The 22,004-nt window shown below is 47.0% G+C and carries 17 protein-coding genes; 9 read left to right on the top strand and 8 right to left on the bottom strand.

Features of this window, described 5'->3' with window-relative positions; all coding sequences use genetic code 11:
* Nucleotides 1–24: 24 nt before the first annotated feature.
* From dnaA to ACLIIY_RS15270, 5 genes are all read left to right on the top strand, one after another.
* Complete coding sequence (dnaA, locus tag ACLIIY_RS15290) at nucleotides 25–1,431, top strand: chromosomal replication initiator protein DnaA (protein ID WP_005440837.1); 1,407 nt, start codon at nucleotides 25–27, stop codon at nucleotides 1,429–1,431.
* A gap of 63 nt (nucleotides 1,432–1,494) precedes the next feature.
* On the top strand, nucleotides 1,495–2,595 hold the full coding sequence (gene dnaN / locus ACLIIY_RS15285; protein ID WP_005440839.1) for a DNA polymerase III subunit beta: 1,101 nt from the start codon (nucleotides 1,495–1,497) through the stop codon (nucleotides 2,593–2,595).
* A 9-nt stretch (nucleotides 2,596–2,604) separates the two neighbouring features.
* Nucleotides 2,605–3,684 (top strand): DNA replication/repair protein RecF, encoded by a 1,080-nt coding sequence (recF, locus tag ACLIIY_RS15280; protein ID WP_005440847.1) that lies wholly within the window; start codon nucleotides 2,605–2,607, stop codon nucleotides 3,682–3,684.
* Nucleotides 3,685–3,697: 13 nt separating this feature from the next.
* On the top strand, nucleotides 3,698–6,115 hold the full coding sequence (gyrB, locus tag ACLIIY_RS15275; RefSeq protein WP_434527866.1) for a DNA topoisomerase (ATP-hydrolyzing) subunit B: 2,418 nt from the start codon (nucleotides 3,698–3,700) through the stop codon (nucleotides 6,113–6,115).
* A gap of 468 nt (nucleotides 6,116–6,583) precedes the next feature.
* On the top strand, nucleotides 6,584–7,021 hold the full coding sequence (locus tag ACLIIY_RS15270; protein WP_039840096.1) for an Hsp20 family protein: 438 nt from the start codon (nucleotides 6,584–6,586) through the stop codon (nucleotides 7,019–7,021).
* Between the two features lie 150 nt (nucleotides 7,022–7,171).
* Here ACLIIY_RS15270 and ACLIIY_RS15265 read toward each other — a convergent pair whose 3' ends face one another.
* The 4 genes from ACLIIY_RS15265 to glyQ all read right to left on the bottom strand — a co-directional run bounded on the left by ACLIIY_RS15265 (nucleotide 7,172) and on the right by glyQ (nucleotide 13,954).
* Complete coding sequence (locus ACLIIY_RS15265) at nucleotides 7,172–8,425, bottom strand: valine--pyruvate transaminase (RefSeq protein ID WP_434527865.1); 1,254 nt, start codon at nucleotides 8,423–8,425, stop codon at nucleotides 7,172–7,174.
* Nucleotides 8,426–8,654: 229 nt separating this feature from the next.
* Nucleotides 8,655–10,739 (bottom strand): alpha-amylase, encoded by a 2,085-nt coding sequence (locus ACLIIY_RS15260; protein ID WP_434527864.1) that lies wholly within the window; start codon nucleotides 10,737–10,739, stop codon nucleotides 8,655–8,657.
* A gap of 217 nt (nucleotides 10,740–10,956) precedes the next feature.
* Complete coding sequence (gene glyS / locus ACLIIY_RS15255) at nucleotides 10,957–13,023, bottom strand: glycine--tRNA ligase subunit beta (RefSeq protein WP_005378875.1); 2,067 nt, start codon at nucleotides 13,021–13,023, stop codon at nucleotides 10,957–10,959.
* 13 nt (nucleotides 13,024–13,036) lie between these two features.
* Nucleotides 13,037–13,954: a glycine--tRNA ligase subunit alpha gene (glyQ, locus tag ACLIIY_RS15250; RefSeq protein WP_009842813.1), complete on the bottom strand. Its 918-nt coding sequence runs from the start codon at nucleotides 13,952–13,954 to the stop codon at nucleotides 13,037–13,039.
* Between the two features lie 486 nt (nucleotides 13,955–14,440).
* Here glyQ and ACLIIY_RS15245 point away from each other — a divergent pair, with 486 nt between their 5' ends.
* Together ACLIIY_RS15245 and ACLIIY_RS15240 are read left to right on the top strand one after the other, a co-directional pair.
* Nucleotides 14,441–14,995, top strand: coding sequence for a TMEM165/GDT1 family protein (locus ACLIIY_RS15245; protein WP_009708060.1), 555 nt, complete (start codon nucleotides 14,441–14,443; stop codon nucleotides 14,993–14,995).
* 160 nt (nucleotides 14,996–15,155) lie between these two features.
* Nucleotides 15,156–15,416, top strand: a complete 261-nt coding sequence (locus tag ACLIIY_RS15240; RefSeq protein WP_009708061.1) for a hypothetical protein — start codon at nucleotides 15,156–15,158, stop codon at nucleotides 15,414–15,416.
* Between the two features lie 44 nt (nucleotides 15,417–15,460).
* On the opposite strand, the gene tusA is transcribed toward ACLIIY_RS15240, so the two are convergent.
* Nucleotides 15,461–15,709, bottom strand: coding sequence for a sulfurtransferase TusA (gene tusA / locus ACLIIY_RS15235; RefSeq protein ID WP_005426051.1), 249 nt, complete (start codon nucleotides 15,707–15,709; stop codon nucleotides 15,461–15,463).
* 132 nt (nucleotides 15,710–15,841) lie between these two features.
* Between tusA and ACLIIY_RS15230 the strand changes: the two genes are divergently transcribed.
* Both ACLIIY_RS15230 and ACLIIY_RS15225 read left to right on the top strand, forming a co-directional pair.
* The gene (locus tag ACLIIY_RS15230; RefSeq protein ID WP_009708062.1) at nucleotides 15,842–16,024 is read left to right on the top strand and encodes a hypothetical protein; all 183 of its coding nucleotides are present in this window, start codon (nucleotides 15,842–15,844) and stop codon (nucleotides 16,022–16,024) included.
* 167 nt (nucleotides 16,025–16,191) lie between these two features.
* Nucleotides 16,192–17,133: a LysR family transcriptional regulator gene (locus tag ACLIIY_RS15225; protein WP_009699107.1), complete on the top strand. Its 942-nt coding sequence runs from the start codon at nucleotides 16,192–16,194 to the stop codon at nucleotides 17,131–17,133.
* Nucleotides 17,134–17,206: 73 nt separating this feature from the next.
* Here ACLIIY_RS15225 and acuI read toward each other — a convergent pair whose 3' ends face one another.
* The 3 genes from acuI to fadB all read right to left on the bottom strand — a co-directional run bounded on the left by acuI (nucleotide 17,207) and on the right by fadB (nucleotide 21,815).
* Nucleotides 17,207–18,187 (bottom strand): acrylyl-CoA reductase (NADPH), encoded by a 981-nt coding sequence (acuI, locus tag ACLIIY_RS15220; protein ID WP_009708064.1) that lies wholly within the window; start codon nucleotides 18,185–18,187, stop codon nucleotides 17,207–17,209.
* Nucleotides 18,188–18,453: 266 nt separating this feature from the next.
* Nucleotides 18,454–19,629 carry an acetyl-CoA C-acyltransferase FadA gene (gene fadA, locus ACLIIY_RS15215; protein ID WP_005426042.1) on the bottom strand — a complete coding sequence of 392 codons (1,176 nt, stop codon included), beginning with the start codon at nucleotides 19,627–19,629 and terminating at the stop codon, nucleotides 18,454–18,456.
* Between the two features lie 14 nt (nucleotides 19,630–19,643).
* A complete protein-coding gene (gene fadB / locus ACLIIY_RS15210) occupies nucleotides 19,644–21,815 on the bottom strand; it encodes a fatty acid oxidation complex subunit alpha FadB (protein WP_045451465.1) in 2,172 nt (723 codons plus the stop codon).
* Between the last annotated feature and the right edge of the window lie 189 nt (nucleotides 21,816–22,004).

Here is a 22,004-nt window from a genome sequence, read left to right as displayed (position 1 = left end):
ATTCAAATACTCAGTGGGGGCACCGTGTCATCTTCGCTTTGGTTGCAATGTTTGCAGCAGCTTCAAGAAGAGCTACCAGCTACAGAATTCAGCATGTGGGTTCGTCCGTTACAAGCGGAGCTCAATGACAATACTCTCACTCTGTTCGCTCCAAACCGCTTTGTTTTGGATTGGGTTCGCGACAAGTACCTGAACAGCATCAATCGTCTACTGCAGGAATACTGCGGTAACGACGTCCCTAGCTTACGCTTTGAAGTGGGCAGTCGCCCAGTTGCAGCTCCTAAGCCGGCACCGACACGTACGCCAGCTGATGTGGCTGCTGAATCTTCAGCACCAGCGCAATTGCAAGCTCGTAAACCTGTGCATAAAACGTGGGATGACGACGCTCAAGCGATCGCGAACATCAACCACCGCTCAAACGTGAACCCAAAACACAAGTTCAACAACTTCGTGGAAGGTAAGTCGAACCAATTAGGTTTGGCTGCAGCACGTCAGGTTTCAGATAATCCAGGCGCAGCCTACAACCCGTTGTTCCTTTACGGTGGCACGGGCTTAGGTAAAACGCACTTGTTGCATGCTGTGGGCAACGCGATTGTGGATAACAAGCCAAACGCGAAAGTGGTGTACATGCACTCTGAGCGTTTTGTTCAAGACATGGTAAAAGCACTGCAAAACAATGCGATTGAAGAATTCAAACGTTACTACCGCAGTGTTGATGCGCTTCTTATCGATGACATTCAGTTCTTTGCTAATAAAGAGCGTTCACAGGAAGAATTCTTCCATACCTTCAACGCGTTATTGGAAGGTAACCAACAGATCATTCTTACTTCAGACCGTTATCCAAAAGAGATCAGCGGTGTGGAAGATCGTCTAAAATCACGTTTTGGTTGGGGTCTAACGGTTGCGATCGAGCCGCCTGAATTAGAAACCCGCGTAGCGATCTTGATGAAGAAAGCCGAAGACCACCAAATCCACCTAGCGGATGAAGTGGCGTTCTTTATTGCCAAGCGTCTACGTTCTAACGTTCGTGAACTGGAAGGTGCGCTGAACCGCGTTATTGCAAACGCCAACTTCACAGGTCGCCCAATTACGATTGATTTTGTTCGTGAAGCGTTGCGCGATCTGCTTGCTCTACAAGAGAAGCTGGTAACGATCGACAACATTCAAAAGACGGTCGCGGAATACTACAAGATTAAAGTGGCGGACTTGCTGTCTAAACGCCGCTCTCGCTCGGTTGCTCGTCCTCGCCAATTGGCGATGGCGCTGGCAAAAGAGCTGACCAACCACAGCTTGCCTGAAATTGGTGATGCATTTGGTGGTCGTGACCACACCACGGTGCTGCATGCATGTCGCAAGATTGAGCAGCTGCGTGAAGAGAGCCACGATATTAAAGAAGATTACTCTAACTTGATTCGCACCCTGTCTTCGTAATCGGTTAGAATGACAGTATTCTAAGCAAACCATTAATTGAGCTGACAGCGTAAAGAGCCAAGCATGAAATTTACCATTGAACGTAGTCATTTAATCAAACCGCTACAACAGGTTTCGGGTGCACTAGGTGGCCGACCAACCCTACCAATTCTTGGTAACCTACTGATTAAAGTAGAAGAGAACGTGTTATCCATGACCGCAACCGATTTGGAAGTGGAATTGGTGAGCAAAGTGGCTCTAGAAGGGGACTTTGAAGCGGGCAGCATTACCGTTCCTTCTCGTAAATTTCTTGATATCTGCCGTGGTCTACCAGATGACTCTATCATCACCTTCGTACTAGAAGGCGATCGCGTACAAGTTCGTTCTGGCCGTAGCCGTTTCTCACTGGCGACGCTTCCAGCGAACGATTTCCCGAACATTGAAGATTGGCAGAGTGAAGTGGAAGTATCACTGACTCAGTCTGATCTGCGTACGCTGATCGAGAAAACACAATTCTCAATGGCGAACCAAGACGTTCGTTACTACCTCAACGGTATGTTGTTTGAAATCGACGGTACTACTCTACGTAGCGTGGCAACTGACGGTCACCGTATGGCGGTATCCCAAACACAACTCGGTGCCGATTTCGCACAGAAGCAAATCATCGTGCCGCGTAAGGGTGTGCAAGAACTTGTGAAGCTAATGGACGCACCAGAGCAACCTGTCGTGCTACAAATTGGTAGCTCAAATGTGCGTGCAGAAGTGAACAACTTTATCTTCACTTCTAAGCTTGTTGATGGTCGTTTCCCTGACTATCGCCGCGTAATGCCACAAAGTACGACCAAAACACTAGAAGCAAGCTGTGATGAATTACGCCAAGCGTTTTCTCGTGCAGCGATTCTTTCTAATGAAAAATTCCGTGGTGTTCGTGTGAATCTTGCGGGCAGTGAAATGCGCATTACTGCCAACAACCCAGAGCAAGAAGAAGCAGAAGAAATGCTAGACGTGACCTTTGAAGGTGATGCTATCGAGATCGGCTTCAACGTTAGCTATGTGCTTGATGTGCTTAATACACTGCGTTGCGATAACGTACGTGTGTCGATGTCAGATGCGAACGCAAGTGCGTTGATTGAAAACGCAGACGACGACAGTGCCATGTACGTGGTGATGCCAATTCGTCTATAAGCCATCTGAATGCCACTTTCTCGCCTCATCATTCAGCAGTTTCGAAACATTAAAGCCTGTGATATTGACCTATCAGCAGGCTTTAACTTTCTTATTGGGCCGAACGGCAGCGGTAAAACCAGTGTTCTAGAAGCTATTTACTTGCTCGGACATGGACGCTCTTTCAAGAGTTCGTTGACGGGTCGAGTTATCCAAAATGAGTGTGACGAACTGTTTGTTCATGGTCGTTTTTTGAACTCGGATCAATTTGAGCTACCTATCGGCATTAATAAGCAGCGTGATGGCTCAACAGAGGTTAAAATAGGCGGTCAATCTGGGCAAAAACTGGCACAACTCGCACAAGTTTTACCTTTGCAGTTGATACATCCGGAAGGGTTTGATCTACTAACGGATGGTCCAAAACATCGTCGTGCATTCATCGACTGGGGTGTGTTTCATACCGAGCCTGCTTTCTATGATGCATGGGGACGTTTCAAGCGTCTTAACAAGCAACGCAATGCACTGCTTAAAACCGCCAGAAGTTATCGCGAGCTCAGTTATTGGGATCAAGAGATGGCGCGTTTGGCTGAAAACATCAGTCAATGGCGAGCGCTTTACATCGAACAGATGAAAAGCGTAGCGGAAACCATCTGTCAGACATTTTTGCCAGAATTTGAGATCCAATTAAAGTATTATCGTGGATGGGACAAAGATACCCCTTATCATGAGATACTAGAAAAAAATTTCGAGCGTGATCAGTCGTTGGGCTACACCTTTAGCGGTCCGAACAAGGCTGATCTGCGCATTAAAGTGAACGGAACGCCCGTTGAGGACGTTTTGTCACGCGGTCAATTAAAACTCATGGTGTGTGCATTGCGTGTCGCGCAGGGACAACACCTTACCGAAATGACCGGAAAACAATGTATTTACCTAATTGACGACTTTGCGTCGGAATTAGACAGCCAACGTCGCAAGCGTCTTGCTGACTGCTTGAAAGAGACGGGCGCACAAGTATTTGTAAGCTCTATCACTGAAAGCCAAATCGCCGATATGTTGGACGATACGGGCAAATTGTTTCATGTGGAACATGGCAGGATAGAGTCAAACTAGAAGAGAGAAACTCATGTCTGAAAATTACGATTCATCGAGTATTAAGGTACTGAAGGGTCTGGATGCGGTACGTAAGCGTCCAGGTATGTACATCGGCGACACGGACGACGGCACTGGTCTTCACCACATGGTCTTCGAAGTGGTGGATAACTCAATTGATGAAGCGTTGGCAGGTCACTGTAAAGACATCGTTGTGACAATTCATGAGGACAACTCGGTTTCAGTTACGGATGATGGTCGTGGCATTCCAACAGAAATGCACCCAGAAGAAAAAGTATCAGCAGCAGAAGTTATCATGACGGTACTTCACGCTGGTGGTAAGTTCGACGATAACTCATACAAAGTATCGGGCGGTCTTCACGGCGTAGGTGTTTCAGTAGTAAACGCACTGTCTGAAAAAGTGGTTCTGACTATCCACCGCGGCGGTCATATCCATACGCAAACTTACCATCACGGTGAGCCTCAAGCGCCACTAGCAGTAATTGGTGATACTGACCAAACGGGTACACAGATCCGCTTCTGGCCAAGCGCTGAAACCTTCACAAATATCGAGTTCCATTACGATATCCTAGCAAAACGTCTACGTGAGCTTTCTTTCCTAAACTCAGGTGTTTCTATCAAGCTGGTTGATGAGCGTGAAGCAGACAAGAGTGACCACTTCATGTTTGAAGGTGGTATTCAAGCGTTCGTTGAGCACCTAAACACCAACAAAACTCCAATCATTGAGAAAATCTTCCACTTCGATTTTGAACGTGAAGATGGCATTGCTGTTGAAGTAGCAATGCAGTGGAACGACGGCTTCCAAGAGAACATCTACTGTTTCACTAACAACATCCCGCAACGCGATGGTGGTACTCACCTTGCTGGTTTCCGTGCTGCGCTGACACGTACGCTGAATACCTTTATGGATAAAGAAGGTTTCTCTAAGAAAGCGAAAACAGCAACATCTGGTGATGACGCTCGTGAAGGTCTAACTGCGGTTGTGTCAGTTAAAGTGCCAGATCCTAAGTTCTCTAGCCAAACGAAAGACAAACTGGTTTCTTCTGAAGTGAAGTCAGCGGTTGAATCAGCAATGGGTGAGAAACTGTCTGAGTTCCTGATTGAGAACCCGACAGAAGCGAAGATGGTTTGTTCAAAAATCATCGATGCAGCTCGTGCTCGTGAAGCAGCGCGTAAAGCTCGTGAAATGACTCGTCGTAAAGGCGCACTAGACCTAGCAGGTCTACCAGGCAAACTTGCAGACTGTCAAGAAAAAGATCCAGCACTCTCTGAACTATACATAGTGGAGGGTGATTCGGCAGGCGGCTCCGCAAAACAAGGCCGTAACCGTAAGAACCAAGCAATCCTACCGCTAAAAGGTAAGATTCTTAACGTAGAAAAAGCACGTTTCGACAAGATGCTATCTTCTCAAGAAGTAGCAACGCTGATCACTGCACTAGGCTGTGGTATCGGTCGTGACGAGTACAACCCGGACAAACTGCGTTACCACAACATCATCATCATGACCGATGCTGACGTCGATGGTTCGCACATCCGTACGCTACTGTTGACCTTCTTCTACCGTCAAATGCCAGAGCTTATTGAGCGTGGCTACGTGTACATCGCTCAGCCACCGCTTTACAAAGTGAAGAAAGGTAAGCAAGAGCAGTACATCAAAGATGAAGACGCGATGAACCAATACCAAGTTGCTTTGGCACTTGATAACGCATCGCTACACGTAAACGCAGAAGCGCCAGCATTGGCAGGCGAAGCACTAGAGAAGCTAGTTCAGCAATACAACGCAGGTATCAAGCTAGCGGATCGCATGAGCCGCCGTTACCCAAGCGCGCTAGTTCATGAGCTAATCTACACGCCGCGTCTAACGGCAGAGCAATGTCACGATGCTGCAGCAGTAGAAGCGTGGACAAAACAGCTAGTTGAACAGCTAAACGCAAAAGAAGCAGGCGCAAGCCAATACAGCTTCGAAGTTGAGCAACACGAAGAGCTAGGTCTAAACCTACCTAAGATCATCGTACGTACTCACGGTGTGACTCACGACTACGCACTAAGCATCGACCTACTGAACTCGAAAGAGTACGGCAAGCTAGCGGATCTATCTGAAGCGTTAGACGGTCTGCTAGAAGAAGGCGCTTACATCAAGCGTGGTGAGCGTACTCAACCAGTATCAAGCTTTGCATCGGCACTTGAGTGGTTAATCAAAGAGTCGCGTCGTGGTCTAAGCCTACAGCGCTACAAAGGTCTAGGCGAGATGAACCCAGATCAGCTTTGGGAAACCACAATGGACCCAGAGACACGTCGCATGATGCAAGTAACAATTGAAGATGCGGTAGGCGCAGACCAATTGTTCACAACGCTAATGGGTGACCAAGTTGAGCCGCGTCGTAACTTCATCGAAGAGAACGCGCTGAAAGTTGCAAACCTAGACGTGTAGTCGGACAGACTCAGTCAAATCATACTAAAAGCGCCATCTCGCAAGAGGTGGCGTTTTTTTATGGGGTAGAAACGAGATAAAAGAGTCGAGATAGGAGAACGGCTGCGCCCTATGGATATGGAAATGCTTCGAGAGGGAAGGATGACTTAGTCGGGGATCTAAAAATATTTTCACCGTAGCCCTTGAAAGCCCATTTTTCGACCTTATATCTAGTTATGAAGAGGGATGGCTAACTTGCTCAACAAGAGAAGAACAGCGCCTCAGGAATCGCTAAACGAGATCGCTCAGGAGAGGATACTCAGTATTAGCACACAACTTGACCCTAGATTCGACATCATGTCCCCGCACCTAAAGAGTAGGTCAGAGGAATGAATCATCGGATCCCTTAGCTCGGCGTTTTCTTGCATAAATGCGCCACGTGGATGACCCTCATCTGGGCTAAGACTATTGCTTAAAAGAGGATAGATTATGCGTAATGTAGATTTCTCACCACTATACCGTAATGCAATTGGCTTCGACCGTCTGTTTAACCTGATGGAAGCAAGCTCTGCGAAGAACACTTCTGGCGGTTACCCTCCATACAACATTGAGCAAAAAGACGAGCACAACTACCGTATTACTATGGCAGTCGCTGGCTTTGCTGAAGATCAGCTCGATTTGACTCAAAACGAAAACATGTTGATCGTGAAGGGCGAGCGTAAAGCAGAAGAAGGTAAAAACTACGTTTACCAAGGCATCGCAGAACGCGATTTTGAACGTAAATTCCAACTTGCGGATTACGTAAAAGTTGTCGGTGCATCAATGGAAAACGGTCTGCTTCATGTTGATTTAGTTCGTGAAATTCCAGAAGCAATGCAACCGCGTAAGATTGCTATCGGTGGTAACAACCTGATTGAAAACAACTAATCAGCTGATGACACTGCAGTTAACCACACGGTTATAGAATGAGAAAGAGCGCCTTCCATTATGGAAAAGGGCGCTCTTTTTAGTTTGGGGATTTCAAATCCACTATTTCAAAGCCGCAATTTCAAAGAGAAGCGGCTGAGTTTTATCGGTCTATTTACCTTCGCGATAAGCCTTTTCCACTTCTTCTGCGATAATCGCAATGCCTTTTTGCATCATCTCATCGTCTTGAACGTAGTTCATACGCAAGCATTGGTGTGCATGATCCCACTCGTTTTTCTGACCAATAAAGAAGTATTCACCCGGAACAATCAAGACCCCACGCGCTTTCAAGCGTTGGTACAGTTCCATTGTCGTAATTGGCAGGTCATCAAACCATAGCCACAAGAAGATAGCGCCTTCTGGTTTGTGAATACGGAAGCGCTCATCGGTAATCGCTTCTTGGAGTAGTTCAACTGCACGTAGCGACTTCTGCTTGTAGAACGGCTTAATCACCTCTGAACTCAGTTTAAGCAGGTCGCCTTTGCCAATGATGTGGTTTGCTAACGCTGGCCCAACACTGCCTGGAGCTAGGCTGATGATGCCGTTCATATTGGTTAATGCTTGAGTGATTTCTTCACTCGCAATCACAATGCCACAACGCACGCCCGGCAAGCCAAGCTTAGATAGGCTCATGCATAGGATGGTGTTTTCATTCCAGAACGGTTCGACATCTTCAAAAATGATATTCGGGAAAGGTAGACCGTAGGCGTTATCGATAATCAGCGGAATGTTGTTCTCACGTGCTAGCTTGTCCAACTTACGTACTTCTTCATCTGTCAGTACGTTACCCGTTGGGTTGGTTGGGCGAGAGGCGCAGATTGCCGCAATAGAGTCATCGACGGTGAGCTGCTCAAAATCGACGTGGTATTTAAACAGCCCGTTATCTAGCAGCTCGATTTCTGGGTGGTAAGAGACAAAGATATCTTCATCAATGCCCGCGTCACCATAACCTATGTACTCAGGCGCGATAGGCAGTAGCACTTTCTTGTGCGAACCGTCTGGCTGCTGACCTGCCAGTAAGTTGAACAAGTAGAAGAAGCCGCTTTGGCTGCCGTTAGTTAGGCTGATGTTTTTCTCGGAAATATCCCAGCCGTAAGTTTCACGGAATAACTGAGCCAACGCTTTAACGAACGCGTCTTTGCCTTGCGGACCATCATAGTTGGCGAGGGCGGCGACGAGCTCTCCACTGGCGAGCATTTCCTCACTGGCTTGGCGAAAGTAATCGAGCATGGCAGGGATGGCGGCAGGGTTACCTCCACCGAGCATGATGGCACCTGGTGTGCGCAGACCATCATTCAAATCGTCCATTAACTGCGTGATACCTGAATACTGATTAAATTTTTCACCAAACTTAGAGAACTGCATTTGTCGTTATACCTAATTCATTGTGATTGCTTTGTGTATGTTTGTGCCGATGTTTTATTGGCTTATCGAGTAATCCTTGACCTTACCTCAATGCGTAATTAACGCAAAGTGTGAATTAAGCCGAAAAAGAAAAAAGTGTGTCATCAGACCAGAGGTACGAGATAAAAAGGCAAAAAGAGCAATAAAAAAGGGAAGCTTATGCTTCCCTTGCTGGTGGAGAGAGTGTGATTTACTCACCGGTGTAAACAATCAGCACCTTGTCGTCTTGGTATTGGCGTTCGAATGCGTAGTAACCTTCCTGGTTGCGAGTGATGTGCTTACCTTGAGCAACTGCTGGGTGGCGTTTACGGAATTCACCCAACTTTTGCCAATGTTGCAGTAGATCTTCACGCTCGCCATGAATCTTATCCCATGGCATATCTGAGCGTGTGCCTTGGTGGGCATCTGAACCAGTAATACCAAAATCACGAGCTATCTCATCACCGTAATAGATCTGTACTGCTCCGGGAGCCAGCATCAGAGCATTTGCTGCACGTGCTTGGTCATCAAAGCTGCGGCTGCGCGCGGACCAAAACAGCTGTGTATCGTGTGAAGACAAGTAGCTCAACACGTTGAACTCAGGATCGGTATTGATGCGCTCTGCATAACGGTGGTAATCATTATCAAGTTGAGCGAAACACTTCAGCGCTTTTGGTGCTACATCAGATTGGAACTCGAAGTTGATGATGGAATCGAAGCCGTTATCGAAATACGGGCTCTTCACTACGCTGTGTGCCCACACTTCACCTGTCATCCAGAAAGGTAGGTCATCCAAGGCTTTGTCCGGGTTGTTTTGCTTCCATTGAGCAAGCGCTTGGGTGGTGCTGGCTTTCAACTCTGCCCACGCTTCCATTTCAACGTGTTTGGCTGTGTCAACGCGGAAGCCATCAATGCCATAGTCGCGCACCCAATCGGATAACCACGTAATCAGATGTTCACGTGGGGTTTGCAGCTCATCTTGCGCATTGGTGTCTTTATTGCGGAAGAAGTTTGGTAATCCGGTTTTCTGAGTCGATTCGGTTTTGAGATCCGGTAGGTAGTTCAAAGACATGGTGATGTCGTTGTAGCCCGGAGCATCGTAGTCACCAATGTCAGTGCGGATCCAATCTTTGCCCCACCATTTATCCCACGCTTCGCTATCACCGTATTTGATGTAGTCGTTGAAGCTGTGCCAGCTTTGTCCTGATTTTGGCTGCCAGTCGGTCCATTTTTCACCAAGGACTTCTTTAGCTTCTTGCTCATCTAGGTAAAGCTGACCAAAGCCGAATTCCTGCATGTCTGCTAACGTTGCGTAGCCTGTGTGGTTCATGACCACATCCCAAATCACGCGAATGCCTTTCTGATGCGCGGTATCGACGAAGGTTCTGAGTTCATCTTCGGTACCCATGTTGGCATCAAGCTTGGTCCAATCTTGGTGATAGTAGCCGTGGTAGCCGTAGTGTTTAAAATCGCCTTTATCGCCGCCGCCAACCCAGCCGTGGATTTGTTCCAGTGGTGAAGTTATCCAGATAGCATTGACACCAAGTGATTCGATGTAATCGAGTTTTTTCGTCAGACCCGCTAAGTCACCACCGTGGAAGGTACCAATCTCATATTTTCCATCTTTGCTGCGACCGTAGCTGTTGTCGTTGTCTGGGTTGCCATTGTAGAAGCGGTCGGTCATGACGAAGTACACCGTCGCATTATCCCAGCTGAATGGTTTATCGGCTTGCTGTTCAACTTCTTCTAGCAGCAATAGACCTTGGCTCATAGGACCCGGTTGCATGGTGACGCTGCCATTGGCGACAGTGGTTTCTTGTCCGGTTAAGGCGTCACGAACGACAGTGCCATCATTAAAGGTTTGAGCAACGTTGATGGTTTTTGGCGCGTCAGTTGCGACAGGGCAAGAGTAGGTGACGTCCTGACTCTGTTTTGGTTTGATTTTTACCGTCAGCTCGTTGGTGGTCGGATTGAGCGTAAATTGATAGGTATTGGCTTTGAAGATGCGCAGCGGCATTTGTGCATCAGTGGCGCAGTTATCCATTTTTAATGGACGATTGAACTTGATGCGATCTTCTTCTGCTAGGGCAAAGCTACTGCCACAACTTTGCTTGCTGTCAGCAATGGTAAAGGTATAACTGCCTTTTTCGAGTTTTTGCTCGGCGACAAGTAAGCCTTGTGAGTTTTCCTCAAAAACTGCGGTGTCATCACCAACGCTTAATACGATGGCATTTTCCGGAATCTGGCTGCAGGCGCTCAGTAGACCGATAGAGAGTGCAAGAATTGTTTTTTTCATTGTGTCCTTCCCCCGAATAAACAGTTCAGTTATAGCAAAACTGTGCCTCTACAATCCGAGCTCTACACCAACAAGTTAAACGCGTCTCACCCTACAAATTTTAGTCTTGTTCACAAAATGAATAATAAGCGTCACCTTCATCGGTTTGAAGGCAACAAAAAAGGGAAGCATCTGCTTCCCTTTTACTTATTTCTTAATCACTTCGAATAGTAATGAATTACTTTTGAAGCAAAGAAATGTCTGCGATCTGAAGGAACAGATTACGCAGGTTGTTCAGTAGTGTCAGACGGTTTTTCTTAAGTGCTTCGTCGTCTGCCATTACCATTACGTTATCAAAGAACGCATCAACTGGTTCACGTAGGTCAGCTAGCTTGCTTAGGGCTTCTTGGTAGTTACCTGTAGCAAATGCTGGCTCTAGCGCTTCCGTCATTACTTCAACGCTTTCTGCTAGTGCTTTCTCTGCGTCTTCTTGTAGAAGTGCTAGGTCGATGTCTGCTGCCAGTTCGCCGTCGAATTTCGCTAGGATGTTACCTACACGTTTGTTCGCTGCTGCTAGAGACTCTGCTGCTTCTAGTTCACGGAAGTGAGAAACCGCTTTAACTCGTTGGTCGAAGTCTGCTGGTTTCGTCGGACGACGAGCTAGAACCGCTTGGATGATGTCTACGCTGAAGCCTTCGTCTTGGTACCAAGCACGGAAACGACCAAGCATGAACTCGATAACGTCTTGCTCAACGTTGTCGTTGGTTAGGCGGTCGCCAAACAGTGACTTCGCTTTCGCAACTAGGTCAACAAGATCTAGGTTGTAGCCGTATTCAACGATGATACGTAGTACACCTAGAGATGCGCGGCGTAGTGCGAATGGATCGCTGCCTTTAGGTGCTTGACCAATACCGAAGATACCTACGATAGTGTCTAGCTTGTCTGCCATTGCAACTGCAGTTGAAACACCGTTTGATGGCAGTTCATCACCTGCGAAACGAGGCATGTATTGCTCGTTCAGTGCTACTGCAACTTCTTCTGCTTCACCGTCGTGGCGAGCGTAGTGCATACCCATAACACCTTGAGTATCCGTGAATTCGAACACCATTGAGGTCATTAGGTCACATTTTGCTAGTAGACCAGCACGCTTTGATTTCTCAACGTCAGCACCGATTTGCTCAGCAATGTAGCCAGCAAGCTCTGTGATGCGGTCTGTTTTGTCTTTGATCGTACCAAGTTGCTTTTGGAAGATCGCTTGCTCTAGTTCAGGCAGACGGTCGATAAGCGGACGCTTACGGTCTGTGTTGAAGAAGAACTCTGCGTCAGCAAGACGAGGGCGAACTACTTTCTCGTTACCTTCGATTACATAACGAGGTTCTTTTGATTCGATGTTCGATACGAAGATGAAGTTAGGTAGTAGCTTCTTGTTTTCATCGTAAACAGGGAAGTACTTCTGGTCACCTTTCATGGTGTAAACCAACGCTTCAGAAGGCACTTTTAGGAACTCTTCTTCAAACTTCGCTGTTAGTACCACTGGCCATTCAACCAGAGACGTTACTTCTTCTACTAGGTCATCTTCTAGGTCAGCGATACCGCCAACCGCTGCTGCCGCTTTTTGTGCGTCAGCTAGGATGATTGCTTTACGCGCTTCGTAATCTGCCATTACTTTACCGCGCTCTTCTAGAATCGCAGGGTATTGCTCAGCAGAATCGATAGTGAACTCTTGCTCACCCATGAAGCGGTGACCACGGATGGTGCGGTCAGAAGCGACACCAAGGATCTCGCCTTCGATTAGGTCGCTGCCCATTAGCATGGTTAGCGTCTTAACTGGACGGATAAATTGAGTCGTTTTGTTACCCCAGCGCATTGGTTTTGCGATAGGTAGGTTTGCTAGTGCTTTCGCTGCAAGTTCAACTACGATCTCAGACGTTGGCTGACCTTTCACTTCTTGTTTGAACAGTAGCCATTCACCTTTGTCTGTAACCATGCGCTCTGCTTGGTCAACCGTGATGCCACAACCGCGTGCCCAGCCTTGAGCCGCTTTTGTAGGGTTGCCTTCCGCGTCAAACGCTGCAGAAACCGCAGGACCACGCTTTTCAACAACTTTGTCAGACTGGCTGTCTGCTAGTGCTGCTACTTTAAGTGCAAGACGACGAGGTGCCGCGAACCATTTCACGCCTTCATGAGCAAGCTCAGCGCCTTTTAGTTCTGCTTCGAAGTTTGCTGCGAATGCTTCAGCTAGAGTGCGAAGTTGCGTTGGTGGTAGCTCTTCTGTACCTAGCTCGATTAGAAATTCTTTTGCCATGTTACTCTACCCCTTACGCTTGTTCTTTCTTACACATTGGGAAGCCAAGAGCTTCACGCGATGCGTAGTATGCTTCTGCAACTGCTTTAGTCAGGTTGCGGATGCGTAGGATGTAACGTTGGCGTTCAGTTACTGAGATCGCTTTACGTGCGTCTAGTAGGTTGAATGCGTGACCCGCTTTTAGAATGCGCTCGTAAGCAGGCAGTGGCAGTGGCTTTTCAAGCTCAAGCAGCTCTTTACACTCTTTCTCACACTGTTCGAAGAAACCAAATAGGAAGTCAACGTCTGCGTGCTCGAAGTTGTAAGTCGATTGCTCTACTTCGTTTTGGTGGAAGATATCACCGTAAGTCACTTTGCTGCCGTCTGGTGCGATGTTCCAAACTAGGTCGTAAACAGAGTCTACTTCTTGGATGTACATTGCTAGACGTTCGATACCGTAAGTGATCTCACCGGTTACTGGCTTACACTCAAGACCACCAACTTGCTGGAAGTAAGTAAACTGAGTCACTTCCATGCCGTTTAGCCAAACTTCCCAGCCTAGACCCCATGCACCTAGTGTTGGGTTTTCCCAGTTGTCTTCTACGAAACGGATGTCGTGAACAAGTGGGTCGACACCAAGAACCTCTAGAGAACCTAGGTACAACTCTTGGATATTGTCTGGCGATGGTTTTAGCGCTACTTGGAATTGGTAGTAGTGCTGAAGACGGTTAGGGTTTTCACCGTAACGGCCATCAGTAGGACGACGTGAAGGTTGTACGTAAGCTGTAGACATTGGCTCTGGGCCAAGTGCTCGTAGACAGGTCATTGGGTGAGAGGTACCCGCACCAACTTCCATATCTAGTGGTTGAACAATGGTACAACCATTTTGAGCCCAATAATCCTGCAGCGCGAGGATCATTCCCTGGAAGGTTTTGATATCGTATTTTTGCATAAGTCAGGTTCGCGCGATTCTCTTATTACTCGTGATTTCGTCTCTTTTTTGTTGGGTTTTCTTGCCTCAACAATGGCGATTCAAAGTAATTACGGTTGAATAAATTAACAATCAAGTATACCCAGATATTGAGCATGGGAGTAGAGCTAATCTTGATTAATTCGTGGGCAATTTTCTCCTTTAATGGATTTTTACCGCTTTATCTGCTGAATTTTTCCTAAAAGGGAGTTTTCACTGGCTTTCACTCTTGAGGTGATGAGGAAACATGGCTAGAATTGCGCCTGTCTTTGGGGAGTAGCTTACTCGATGAAATGTCTGTTTCATCCAGTTCGTTCGTCAACATAATTGGTGCAAAATCACCATGGCGTTCGAGACTCATCAGCCCGATGAGTTTAGCAAGACCTTAGACAAATCATCATGAACCGGGGTGGGGCGTGAGATTTGTCTTAGGTTAAAAAATAATTATCCCGCCCCAATGAGCATGTCGTGAGCGTTTTAGCTATTTCAATTACTACTGTAGCGTTAGCAGAAATTGGCGATAAGACCCAATTGCTATCTCTATTACTTGCCAGTCGTTACCGCAAGCCAATCCCTATTATTGCAGCAATCTTTTTGGCAACCATTGCCAACCACGCTTTGGCTGCATGGTTAGGTGTGGTGGTGGCCGATTATCTTTCGCCTGAAGTTCTCAAATGGGTGCTGGTGGTCAGTTTTGTCGCCATGGCGGCTTGGGTGTTGATCCCAGATAAACTGGATGACGACGAGCAGATCTCTAACCGTGGTCCATTCATTGCCAGCTTTATTGCTTTCTTCGTTGCGGAGATTGGCGACAAGACTCAGATTGCGACTTCTATCTTGGGTGCGCAGTACGCAGATGCGTTGAGTTGGGTGATTCTTGGCACCACGATCGGTATGCTGCTGGCGAATGTACCTGTGGTCCTGATTGGTAAATTGTCGGCCGATAAGATGCCTTTAGGGTTGATTCGTAAGGTGACCGCATTCCTGTTTATCGCGCTAGCTATTGGAGCGGCAATGTTCTGATTTGTTGCACGTAAAATGGTGTGAATTATCAATAACTAGAGCAGTAATACACAACGTCAAACTCTGACTCAAAATCGTTCAAGACCGTGACGGATGACATATTAGTGTCATACTTGTCATGGTAATTTAATGGTGTGAATGATAGCGAGAGGGCAAAGGTATGCTTACACGTTACATGGGGATGACCCCAAAGAGTCAGAGTTATTTATTCACCTTTGGTTTGGCACTTTGCTTACTAGCAATGGTGCTGACTGATATGTGGCTGCCGATTGTGGCAGGGTCCTTCATTCTTACTGGCTTAACGGTAGAAGCGTGGATTCGGGTGGCTCATATCATTCCGATGCATGAGGAAATGCGTGCAATGCGGAAACAATTAAACAAGCTACAATCTGAAGTTCGCACACTAGAATACGATGAATAAACAAACGGCAGCCTTTTGGGCTGCCGTTTTTGATCTTGCTGAGATTATTCCAAACCTTTCTTAATTAGGTACTGGTATGGAAGCTGCTCCGTTTGTGCCGCAATCAACTGGTGATCCATAAATCGGCAGAAGCTCGGGATATCTCGAGTAGTGGATGGGTCGTCCGCTTTAACCAGCAACACCTCACCATCTTGCATGTTTCGAATTGTCTTCCTGACCATCATCACTGGCTCTGGGCAGCGTAATCCTTCCGCCTCTAATGTCTTGGTCGCCAGTTCAGGATTAAAACTCATAATGTGATTCTCGTAACTAACTGAGCGGTGAATTTTACTTTCGTTGAAAAAATATTCAATAACCACTTGGCAAACCGAATTTTTTGATTTACCTTAAATTAACAATTTGGTAACAACTGGTAAGGAGACACGATGTTAACAGCGTTAGACAGACTAACCATCTATTCGGTTTTGTGTTTCATCTCGTTCTGCGCATTAGTACTCAGAACACCAGCTGAAACCTCATTGCTGCCTCTTGTAGGCATGAGTGCAACGATTATTGGGATTTGGATTGAGATGCACAAATGGTCAGGTGCATCTGAGCAAGAAAATTAGCGCTTCTTGCTGTAATCGGAACCTATTGATATACCGCTCACCAAGTTTAACGACACTTCATTCCGACACTATCCCCATTTTTCTTGGGCTTCCCCGCTGAAAGGCGGGATTTTTTTTGCCTGAAGAGTACAATTTACCTAAATCCCCTATATGGTAAGTGGCAAATCGTGGAATTAGAAGACATCTATCGTCGAGATCTGAACTTATTGGTCGCATTACGTGTGCTGATCGAAGAGAGCAGTGTCAGTAAAGCAGCAACGCGTCTCAATTTAAGCCAATCGGCCATGAGTCGTGTGCTAGGGCGTTTACGCGACCTGCTTGGTGATCCGCTGTTTACGCGTCAAGGTCAGCACTTGATCCCAACTCAAAAAGCGTTAGAAATTGATCGCTCTTTGGGTGAGCCTTTGGAGTCACTACGCCAATTGCTTTCTCCACGTGAGTTTGATCCACGCAGTTGCGATCAGACGTTTAATATCGCGACAACTGACTACGCGATGCAAACCATTCTGCCTTTTGCTCTGCCACGTATTTATCAAGAAGCACCGAACGTGTCGTTTAACTTCTTGCCGCTGCAACACGACCGCTTATCTGATCAACTAACATATGAAGGCGCGGACTTAGCGATTTGTCGCCCTACAGGCCCTGTAGAGCCACTACGCAGTGAAGTGTTAGGACGAGTCGGTGTGCTATGTATGCTCTCCAAGCAACATCCATTAGCCGAAAAAGAGATGAGTCTGGATGATTACCTCAGTCACCCGCATGCCATGATTGCCATCAGTGATGGGGTTAAGGCGCTGATTGAGCAAGCGCTGGTGGAGAAGCCGCAACGTCAGATGGTATTGCGCGCTTATCACTTGGAAGCGGCGCTGGCGATTGTCGATACTCTGCCCATTATCATTACCGTACCGGCCGATTTAGCGTACTTGGTTGCTGATCGCTATGACTTAGTAGTGAAGCCATTACCATTCCAATTCACGCCGTTTGAATATTCGATGATTTGGCATGCACGTTGCGAGCACTCTCCCGCTCAAGAATGGTTGCGCGCGGTAGTTCGTGAAGAATGTAGTCGTCTTATTGCCAAGCGAATTGAAGATATGGGATTGGACTGATTTTTCCGATAATCGAAATAGCAAAAAGCCGGGCAATGACCCGGCTTTGTTTATTCTATCGAAGAGTTAACGCTTATAACTTGATAACCACACGACCAGTTACTTGACCGTTTGTGATGTCTTCAGCGTATTTTGGTGCTTCTGCTAGTTCTACTTCAGTACAAGCTTGTTCGAAGTAGCTGTCTGGTAGTAGCTCAACCAATTTTTCCCATGCTGCAGTACGTTTTTCAAATGGGCATGAAACAGAATCCACACCTTGTAGACGAACGTTGCGTAGGATGAACGGCATCACTGTGGTTGGTAGATCGAAGCCACCGGCAAGACCACAAGCTGCGACTGCACTGTTGTAATCCATTTGCGCCAATACTTTTGCTAGTACTTTGCTGCCCACAGTATCAACGGCACCTGCCCATACTTGCTTTTCAAGCGGACGTGCTGGCTCTTCAAATTCAACGCGGTCGATGATGCGGCTAGCACCAAGTTTTTCTAGTAGTGGGCCGTTTTTCTCTACGCGACCTGTCACTGCAGCAACTTTGTAGCCAAGCTGTGCTAGAAGCGTTACTGCTACTGAGCCTACACCGCCACTTGCGCCAGTTACTAGGATTTCACCATTTTCAGGTTTGATGCCTGCATCAAGCAGTGCTTGAACACATAGCATGCCAGTGAAGCCAGCAGTACCCACCATCATTGCTTTCTTGCTGTCTAGACCTTTTGGTAGTGGAACTAGCCAATCCGCTTTTAGACGAGCACGCTGAGACATACCGCCCCAATGGTTTTCACCTACCCCCCAACCAGTAAGAACAACTTTGTCGCCTGCTTGGTAGCGGTCGTCTTCTGAGCTTACTACCGTACCTGCTAGGTCAATACCCGGCACCATCGGGAAGTTACGGATGATTTTACCTTTACCTGTAATTGCAAGACCGTCTTTGTAGTTCAACGATGAGTAATCAACGTCAATCAGAACGTCGCCTTCAGGCAGTTGTGTTTCATCGATTTGCTCGATGCTAGCGATAGTACGTTTGTCTTCTTGATTTAGAACTAGAGCATTAAACATAAGGTTCTCCGATTGTGCGGTAGCGTGACTCTGGGTCACATGCAGCAAGATATCAACTGCTGCTAAGTGTATGTCTTCTTTGTCTATGAATAAAATGAAACTTGAGCATTTAATGTATGCTTTTTGTGCATGTAAGCAATATTTGGCGCAAAACAAAGGGCGACATCAGATGCCGCCCTTAAGTGTAATACTAAAAATTTTCAGTATTGGTTCATTTGCTCGTGATTGTTGGATTGATCACTACAACCTAGCGTTTCTTAAACAAACTATGGTCGTTCAAATACCGTCGCAATCCCCTGACCTAAACCGATACACATGGTTGCCAGGCCGTATTTTGCGTCTTTCGCTTCCATTAGGTTGATCAGAGTTGTCGAGATACGTGAGCCAGAACAACCAAGCGGGTGACCCAATGCAATCGCACCACCGTTAAGGTTGACCTTCTCATCCATAACATCAAGCAGACCCAAGTCTTTAGCACATGGTAGAGATTGCGCAGCAAATGCTTCGTTTAGCTCAACCACATCCATGTCTTCAATTGAAAGACCAGCACGCTTGAGCGCTTTTTGCGTCGCAGGTACAGGACCGTAACCCATAATGGAAGGATCGCAACCCGCAATCGCCATGCCTTTAATACGTGCACGAATCTTCAAGCCAAGTTCATTGGCTTTCTCTTCGCTCATGATCAACATCGCTGATGCGCCATCAGACAGCGCTGATGATGTGCCTGCTGTTACTGTGCCGTTGGCAGGGTCGAAAACAGGGCGAAGTTGGGACAGACCTTCAACAGATGTTTCAGGGCGAATCACTTCGTCGTAATCCAGAGTGAACAGGGTGCCGTCTGCCGCATGACCTTCAATTGGTAGGATTTCGTTTTTAAAACGACCTTCTACGGTTGCAGCATGTGCACGAGCATGAGAGCGCGCAGCAAACTCGTCTTGTTGTTCACGGCTAATGCCATGCAGCTTGCCCAGCATTTCAGCGGTTAAGCCCATCATGCCTGCTGCTTTTGCAACCGTCTTTGACATACCAGGGTGGAAGTCCACGCCGTGGTTCATTGGTACGTGTCCCATGTGCTCAACACCACCAATTAGGCAAATTTCAGCGTCACCCGTCATGATGGCACGTGTACCATCGTGAAGCGCTTGCATTGATGAACCACACAAGCGGTTAACCGTCACGGCGCCAATCTCAATTGGCAGACCAGCAAGTAGTGCGGCATTACGTGCAACGTTAAAGCCTTGCTCTAATGTTTGTTGTACACAGCCCCAGTAGATATCTTCAATCTCGCTTGGGTTTACCTGTGGGTTACGCGCAAGAATACCCTTCATTAGGCGTGCGGATAGATCTTCTGCTCGTGTATGACGGAAAGCACCACCTTTAGAGCGACCCATTGGAGTACGTAGACAATCGACTACGACAACATTTCTTGTTTGATTAGTCATTTTAGAATCCCTCCTTAGATAGAACCTTGCTGTTGTGCACCGTAAAAGCTTTCACCTTTCGCCGCCATATCAATCAGCATCTGTGGTACTTGGTACATTGCACCGAGCTCTGAGTATTGTTTTGCCATTGCAACAAACTCAGCAATACCTACGCTATCTAGGTAGCGGAATACGCCGCCGCGGAATGGAGGGAAACCAAGACCGTAAACCAGTGCCATGTCCGCTTCTTGTGGAGTGGCAATGATGCCTTCTTGTAGACACAGTACCACTTCGTTGATCATTGGAATCATCATACGTTGAATGATGGTCTGATCGTCAAAGTCCTGCTTATCGGCACAAACGTCAGCGAGCACTGGCAAGATCTCTTCAGAGAAGGTTTTCTTCGGCTTACCTTTTCTATCTATGGTGTAGCTGTAGAAGCCACTGCCATTCTTCTGACCGTATTTGCTTGCTTCGAATAGTGCATCGATCGCGTCACGACCTTGTTTGCCCATACGCTCAGGGAAGCCCTGCGCCATAACGGCTTGTGCGTGGTGAGCTGTATCAATACCAACAACATCGAGCAAGTATGCAGGTCCCATTGGCCAGCCAAACTTGCGCTCCATGATTTTGTCAATTTTCGTAAAGTCAGCACCATCGCGAAGTAGCATGCTGAAGCCACCAAAGTATGGGAACAACACGCGGTTTACAAAGAACCCAGGGCAGTCATTAACGACAATTGGTGATTTGCCCATTTTCGCTGCGTACGCAACAACGCGATTGATGGTTTCATCAGAGGTGTGTTCACCACGGATGATCTCAACAAGAGGCATGCGGTGCACTGGGTTGAAGAAGTGCATGCCACAGAAGTTTTCTGGGCGTTTGAGCGATTTTGCCAACAGGTTGATAGGAATTGTCGAGGTGTTTGAGGTGATAACCGTGTCTTCACCGACATGTGATTCGACTTCACTCAGCACTGCTGCTTTTACTTTCGGGTTTTCTACTACGGCCTCAACAATCACGTCTGATTCTTCGATGCCTGCGTAATGTAGGCTTGGTGTGATAGACGCTAAAATACCAGCCATCTTAAAGCCATCAATGCGACCACGAGATAAGCGTTTATTTAGCAGCTTAGATGCTTCAGTCATGCCTAAATCGAGTGAAGGTTGCGCGATGTCTTTCATTAACACCGGTACGCCTTTTAATGCAGATTGGTAGGCGATGCCACCGCCCATAATGCCCGCACCAAGCACAGCCGCACGTTGCGTATCTTTACTTGCTGACTTAGCTGATTTTTTCGCAAGCCCTTTGATGTATTGGTCGTTAAGGAACAAACCAACCAGTGATTTTGCTTCTTCAGACTTAGCCAGTTTTACAAAGTGCTTACGTTCAATGTCGAGTGCTTCGTTACGAGCAAAGCGAGCGCCTTCTTCAATAGTAATAACGGCTGTCATTGGAGCTGGGTAGTGAGGACCCGCTTTTTGTGCCACCAGACCCTTCGCCATGGTAAAGCTCATCATGGATTCAAGCTTACTTAGCGTTAAAGGTGATGTCTTTTGCTTGCGACGAGCTTGCCAATCCAACTTCTCGTTGATTGCCGAGGTCAGTGTCTTGAGTGCTGACTCGTAAAGTGCGTCGCTATCAACAACTGCATCCAGAAGACCAATCTTTAATGCCTCATCTGCACGACACGCTTTACCTTGAGTGATCACCTCCATTGCGCTGTCGGCACCAATAACACGTGGCAGACGCACACAACCACCAAAGCCCGGCATGATACCGAGTTTCGTTTCTGGTAGACCGATGCTGGTGGTCTTGTCACCAATTCTCATGTCAGTTGCAAGCACACACTCACAACCGCCACCTAACGTGTGGCCTTTTAGTACCGAGATAGTTGGGACCGGTAAGTCTTCCAGCTTGTTGAAGATGCTGTTAGCAAATTGCAGCCACTGATCGAGCTCAGCGTCTGTCTTAGCAAAAAGACCTAAGAATTCGGTGATATCAGCGCCAACAATGAACGCGTCTTTATCTGAGGTGAGCATCAAGCCCTTCAGTCCTTGGTGCGCTTTTAGTGCATCAAGGGCTTTGTCGAGTGACTCTAGTGTCGCTAGATCGAGCTTGTTAACGGATTTTGGAGAGCAGAAGCTTAGTTCTGCAATACCATCTTGTACTTCCTTTACCTGTAGGGTTTCGGCTTGGTAAATCATTGTCTATCTCCATGACATACAATCTTGGATTGTCTGTATACCAATTTGTTGCGGGCTGAGCGCCTATAAGGCAGCAAATAGATATAGAGGAAAGTCGTTTTATTTATTGTTCTGGTTAGACCAGTGAAGTTAGTTTGGACTTCGGATTGGTTAATTTCAATACATTTTTTAAACAAGTGTTTAACATTG

Source organism: Vibrio sp. K4 (assembly GCF_051122595.1).
Lineage (GTDB): Bacteria > Pseudomonadota > Gammaproteobacteria > Enterobacterales > Vibrionaceae > Vibrio > Vibrio owensii.
Note: the sequence above shows the minus strand (reverse complement) of the source record. Positions and strands in the feature narration are given on the sequence as shown.

Bases quoted from the DNA above. Each gene is read 5' to 3' on its own strand.
- acuI (WP_009708064.1), bottom strand. From the start codon at position 18,187: ATGTTTAATGCTCTAGTTCTAAATCAAGAAGACAAACGTACTATCGCT.
- glyQ (WP_009842813.1), bottom strand. From the start codon at position 13,954: ATGCAAAAATACGATATCAAAACCTTCCAGGGAATGATCCTCGCGCTG.
- ACLIIY_RS15240 (WP_009708061.1), top strand. From the start codon at position 15,156: ATGCTTACACGTTACATGGGGATGACCCCAAAGAGTCAGAGTTATTTA.
- glyS (WP_005378875.1), bottom strand. From the start codon at position 13,023: ATGGCAAAAGAATTTCTAATCGAGCTAGGTACAGAAGAGCTACCACCA.
- gyrB (WP_434527866.1), top strand. From the start codon at position 3,698: ATGTCTGAAAATTACGATTCATCGAGTATTAAGGTACTGAAGGGTCTG.
- fadB (WP_045451465.1), bottom strand. From the start codon at position 21,815: ATGATTTACCAAGCCGAAACCCTACAGGTAAAGGAAGTACAAGATGGT.
- ACLIIY_RS15260 (WP_434527864.1), bottom strand. From the start codon at position 10,739: ATGAAAAAAACAATTCTTGCACTCTCTATCGGTCTACTGAGCGCCTGC.
- ACLIIY_RS15270 (WP_039840096.1), top strand. From the start codon at position 6,584: ATGCGTAATGTAGATTTCTCACCACTATACCGTAATGCAATTGGCTTC.
- recF (WP_005440847.1), top strand. From the start codon at position 2,605: ATGCCACTTTCTCGCCTCATCATTCAGCAGTTTCGAAACATTAAAGCC.
- dnaN (WP_005440839.1), top strand. From the start codon at position 1,495: ATGAAATTTACCATTGAACGTAGTCATTTAATCAAACCGCTACAACAG.
- ACLIIY_RS15265 (WP_434527865.1), bottom strand. From the start codon at position 8,425: ATGCAGTTCTCTAAGTTTGGTGAAAAATTTAATCAGTATTCAGGTATC.
- fadA (WP_005426042.1), bottom strand. From the start codon at position 19,629: ATGACTAATCAAACAAGAAATGTTGTCGTAGTCGATTGTCTACGTACT.
- ACLIIY_RS15230 (WP_009708062.1), top strand. From the start codon at position 15,842: ATGTTAACAGCGTTAGACAGACTAACCATCTATTCGGTTTTGTGTTTC.
- tusA (WP_005426051.1), bottom strand. From the start codon at position 15,709: ATGAGTTTTAATCCTGAACTGGCGACCAAGACATTAGAGGCGGAAGGA.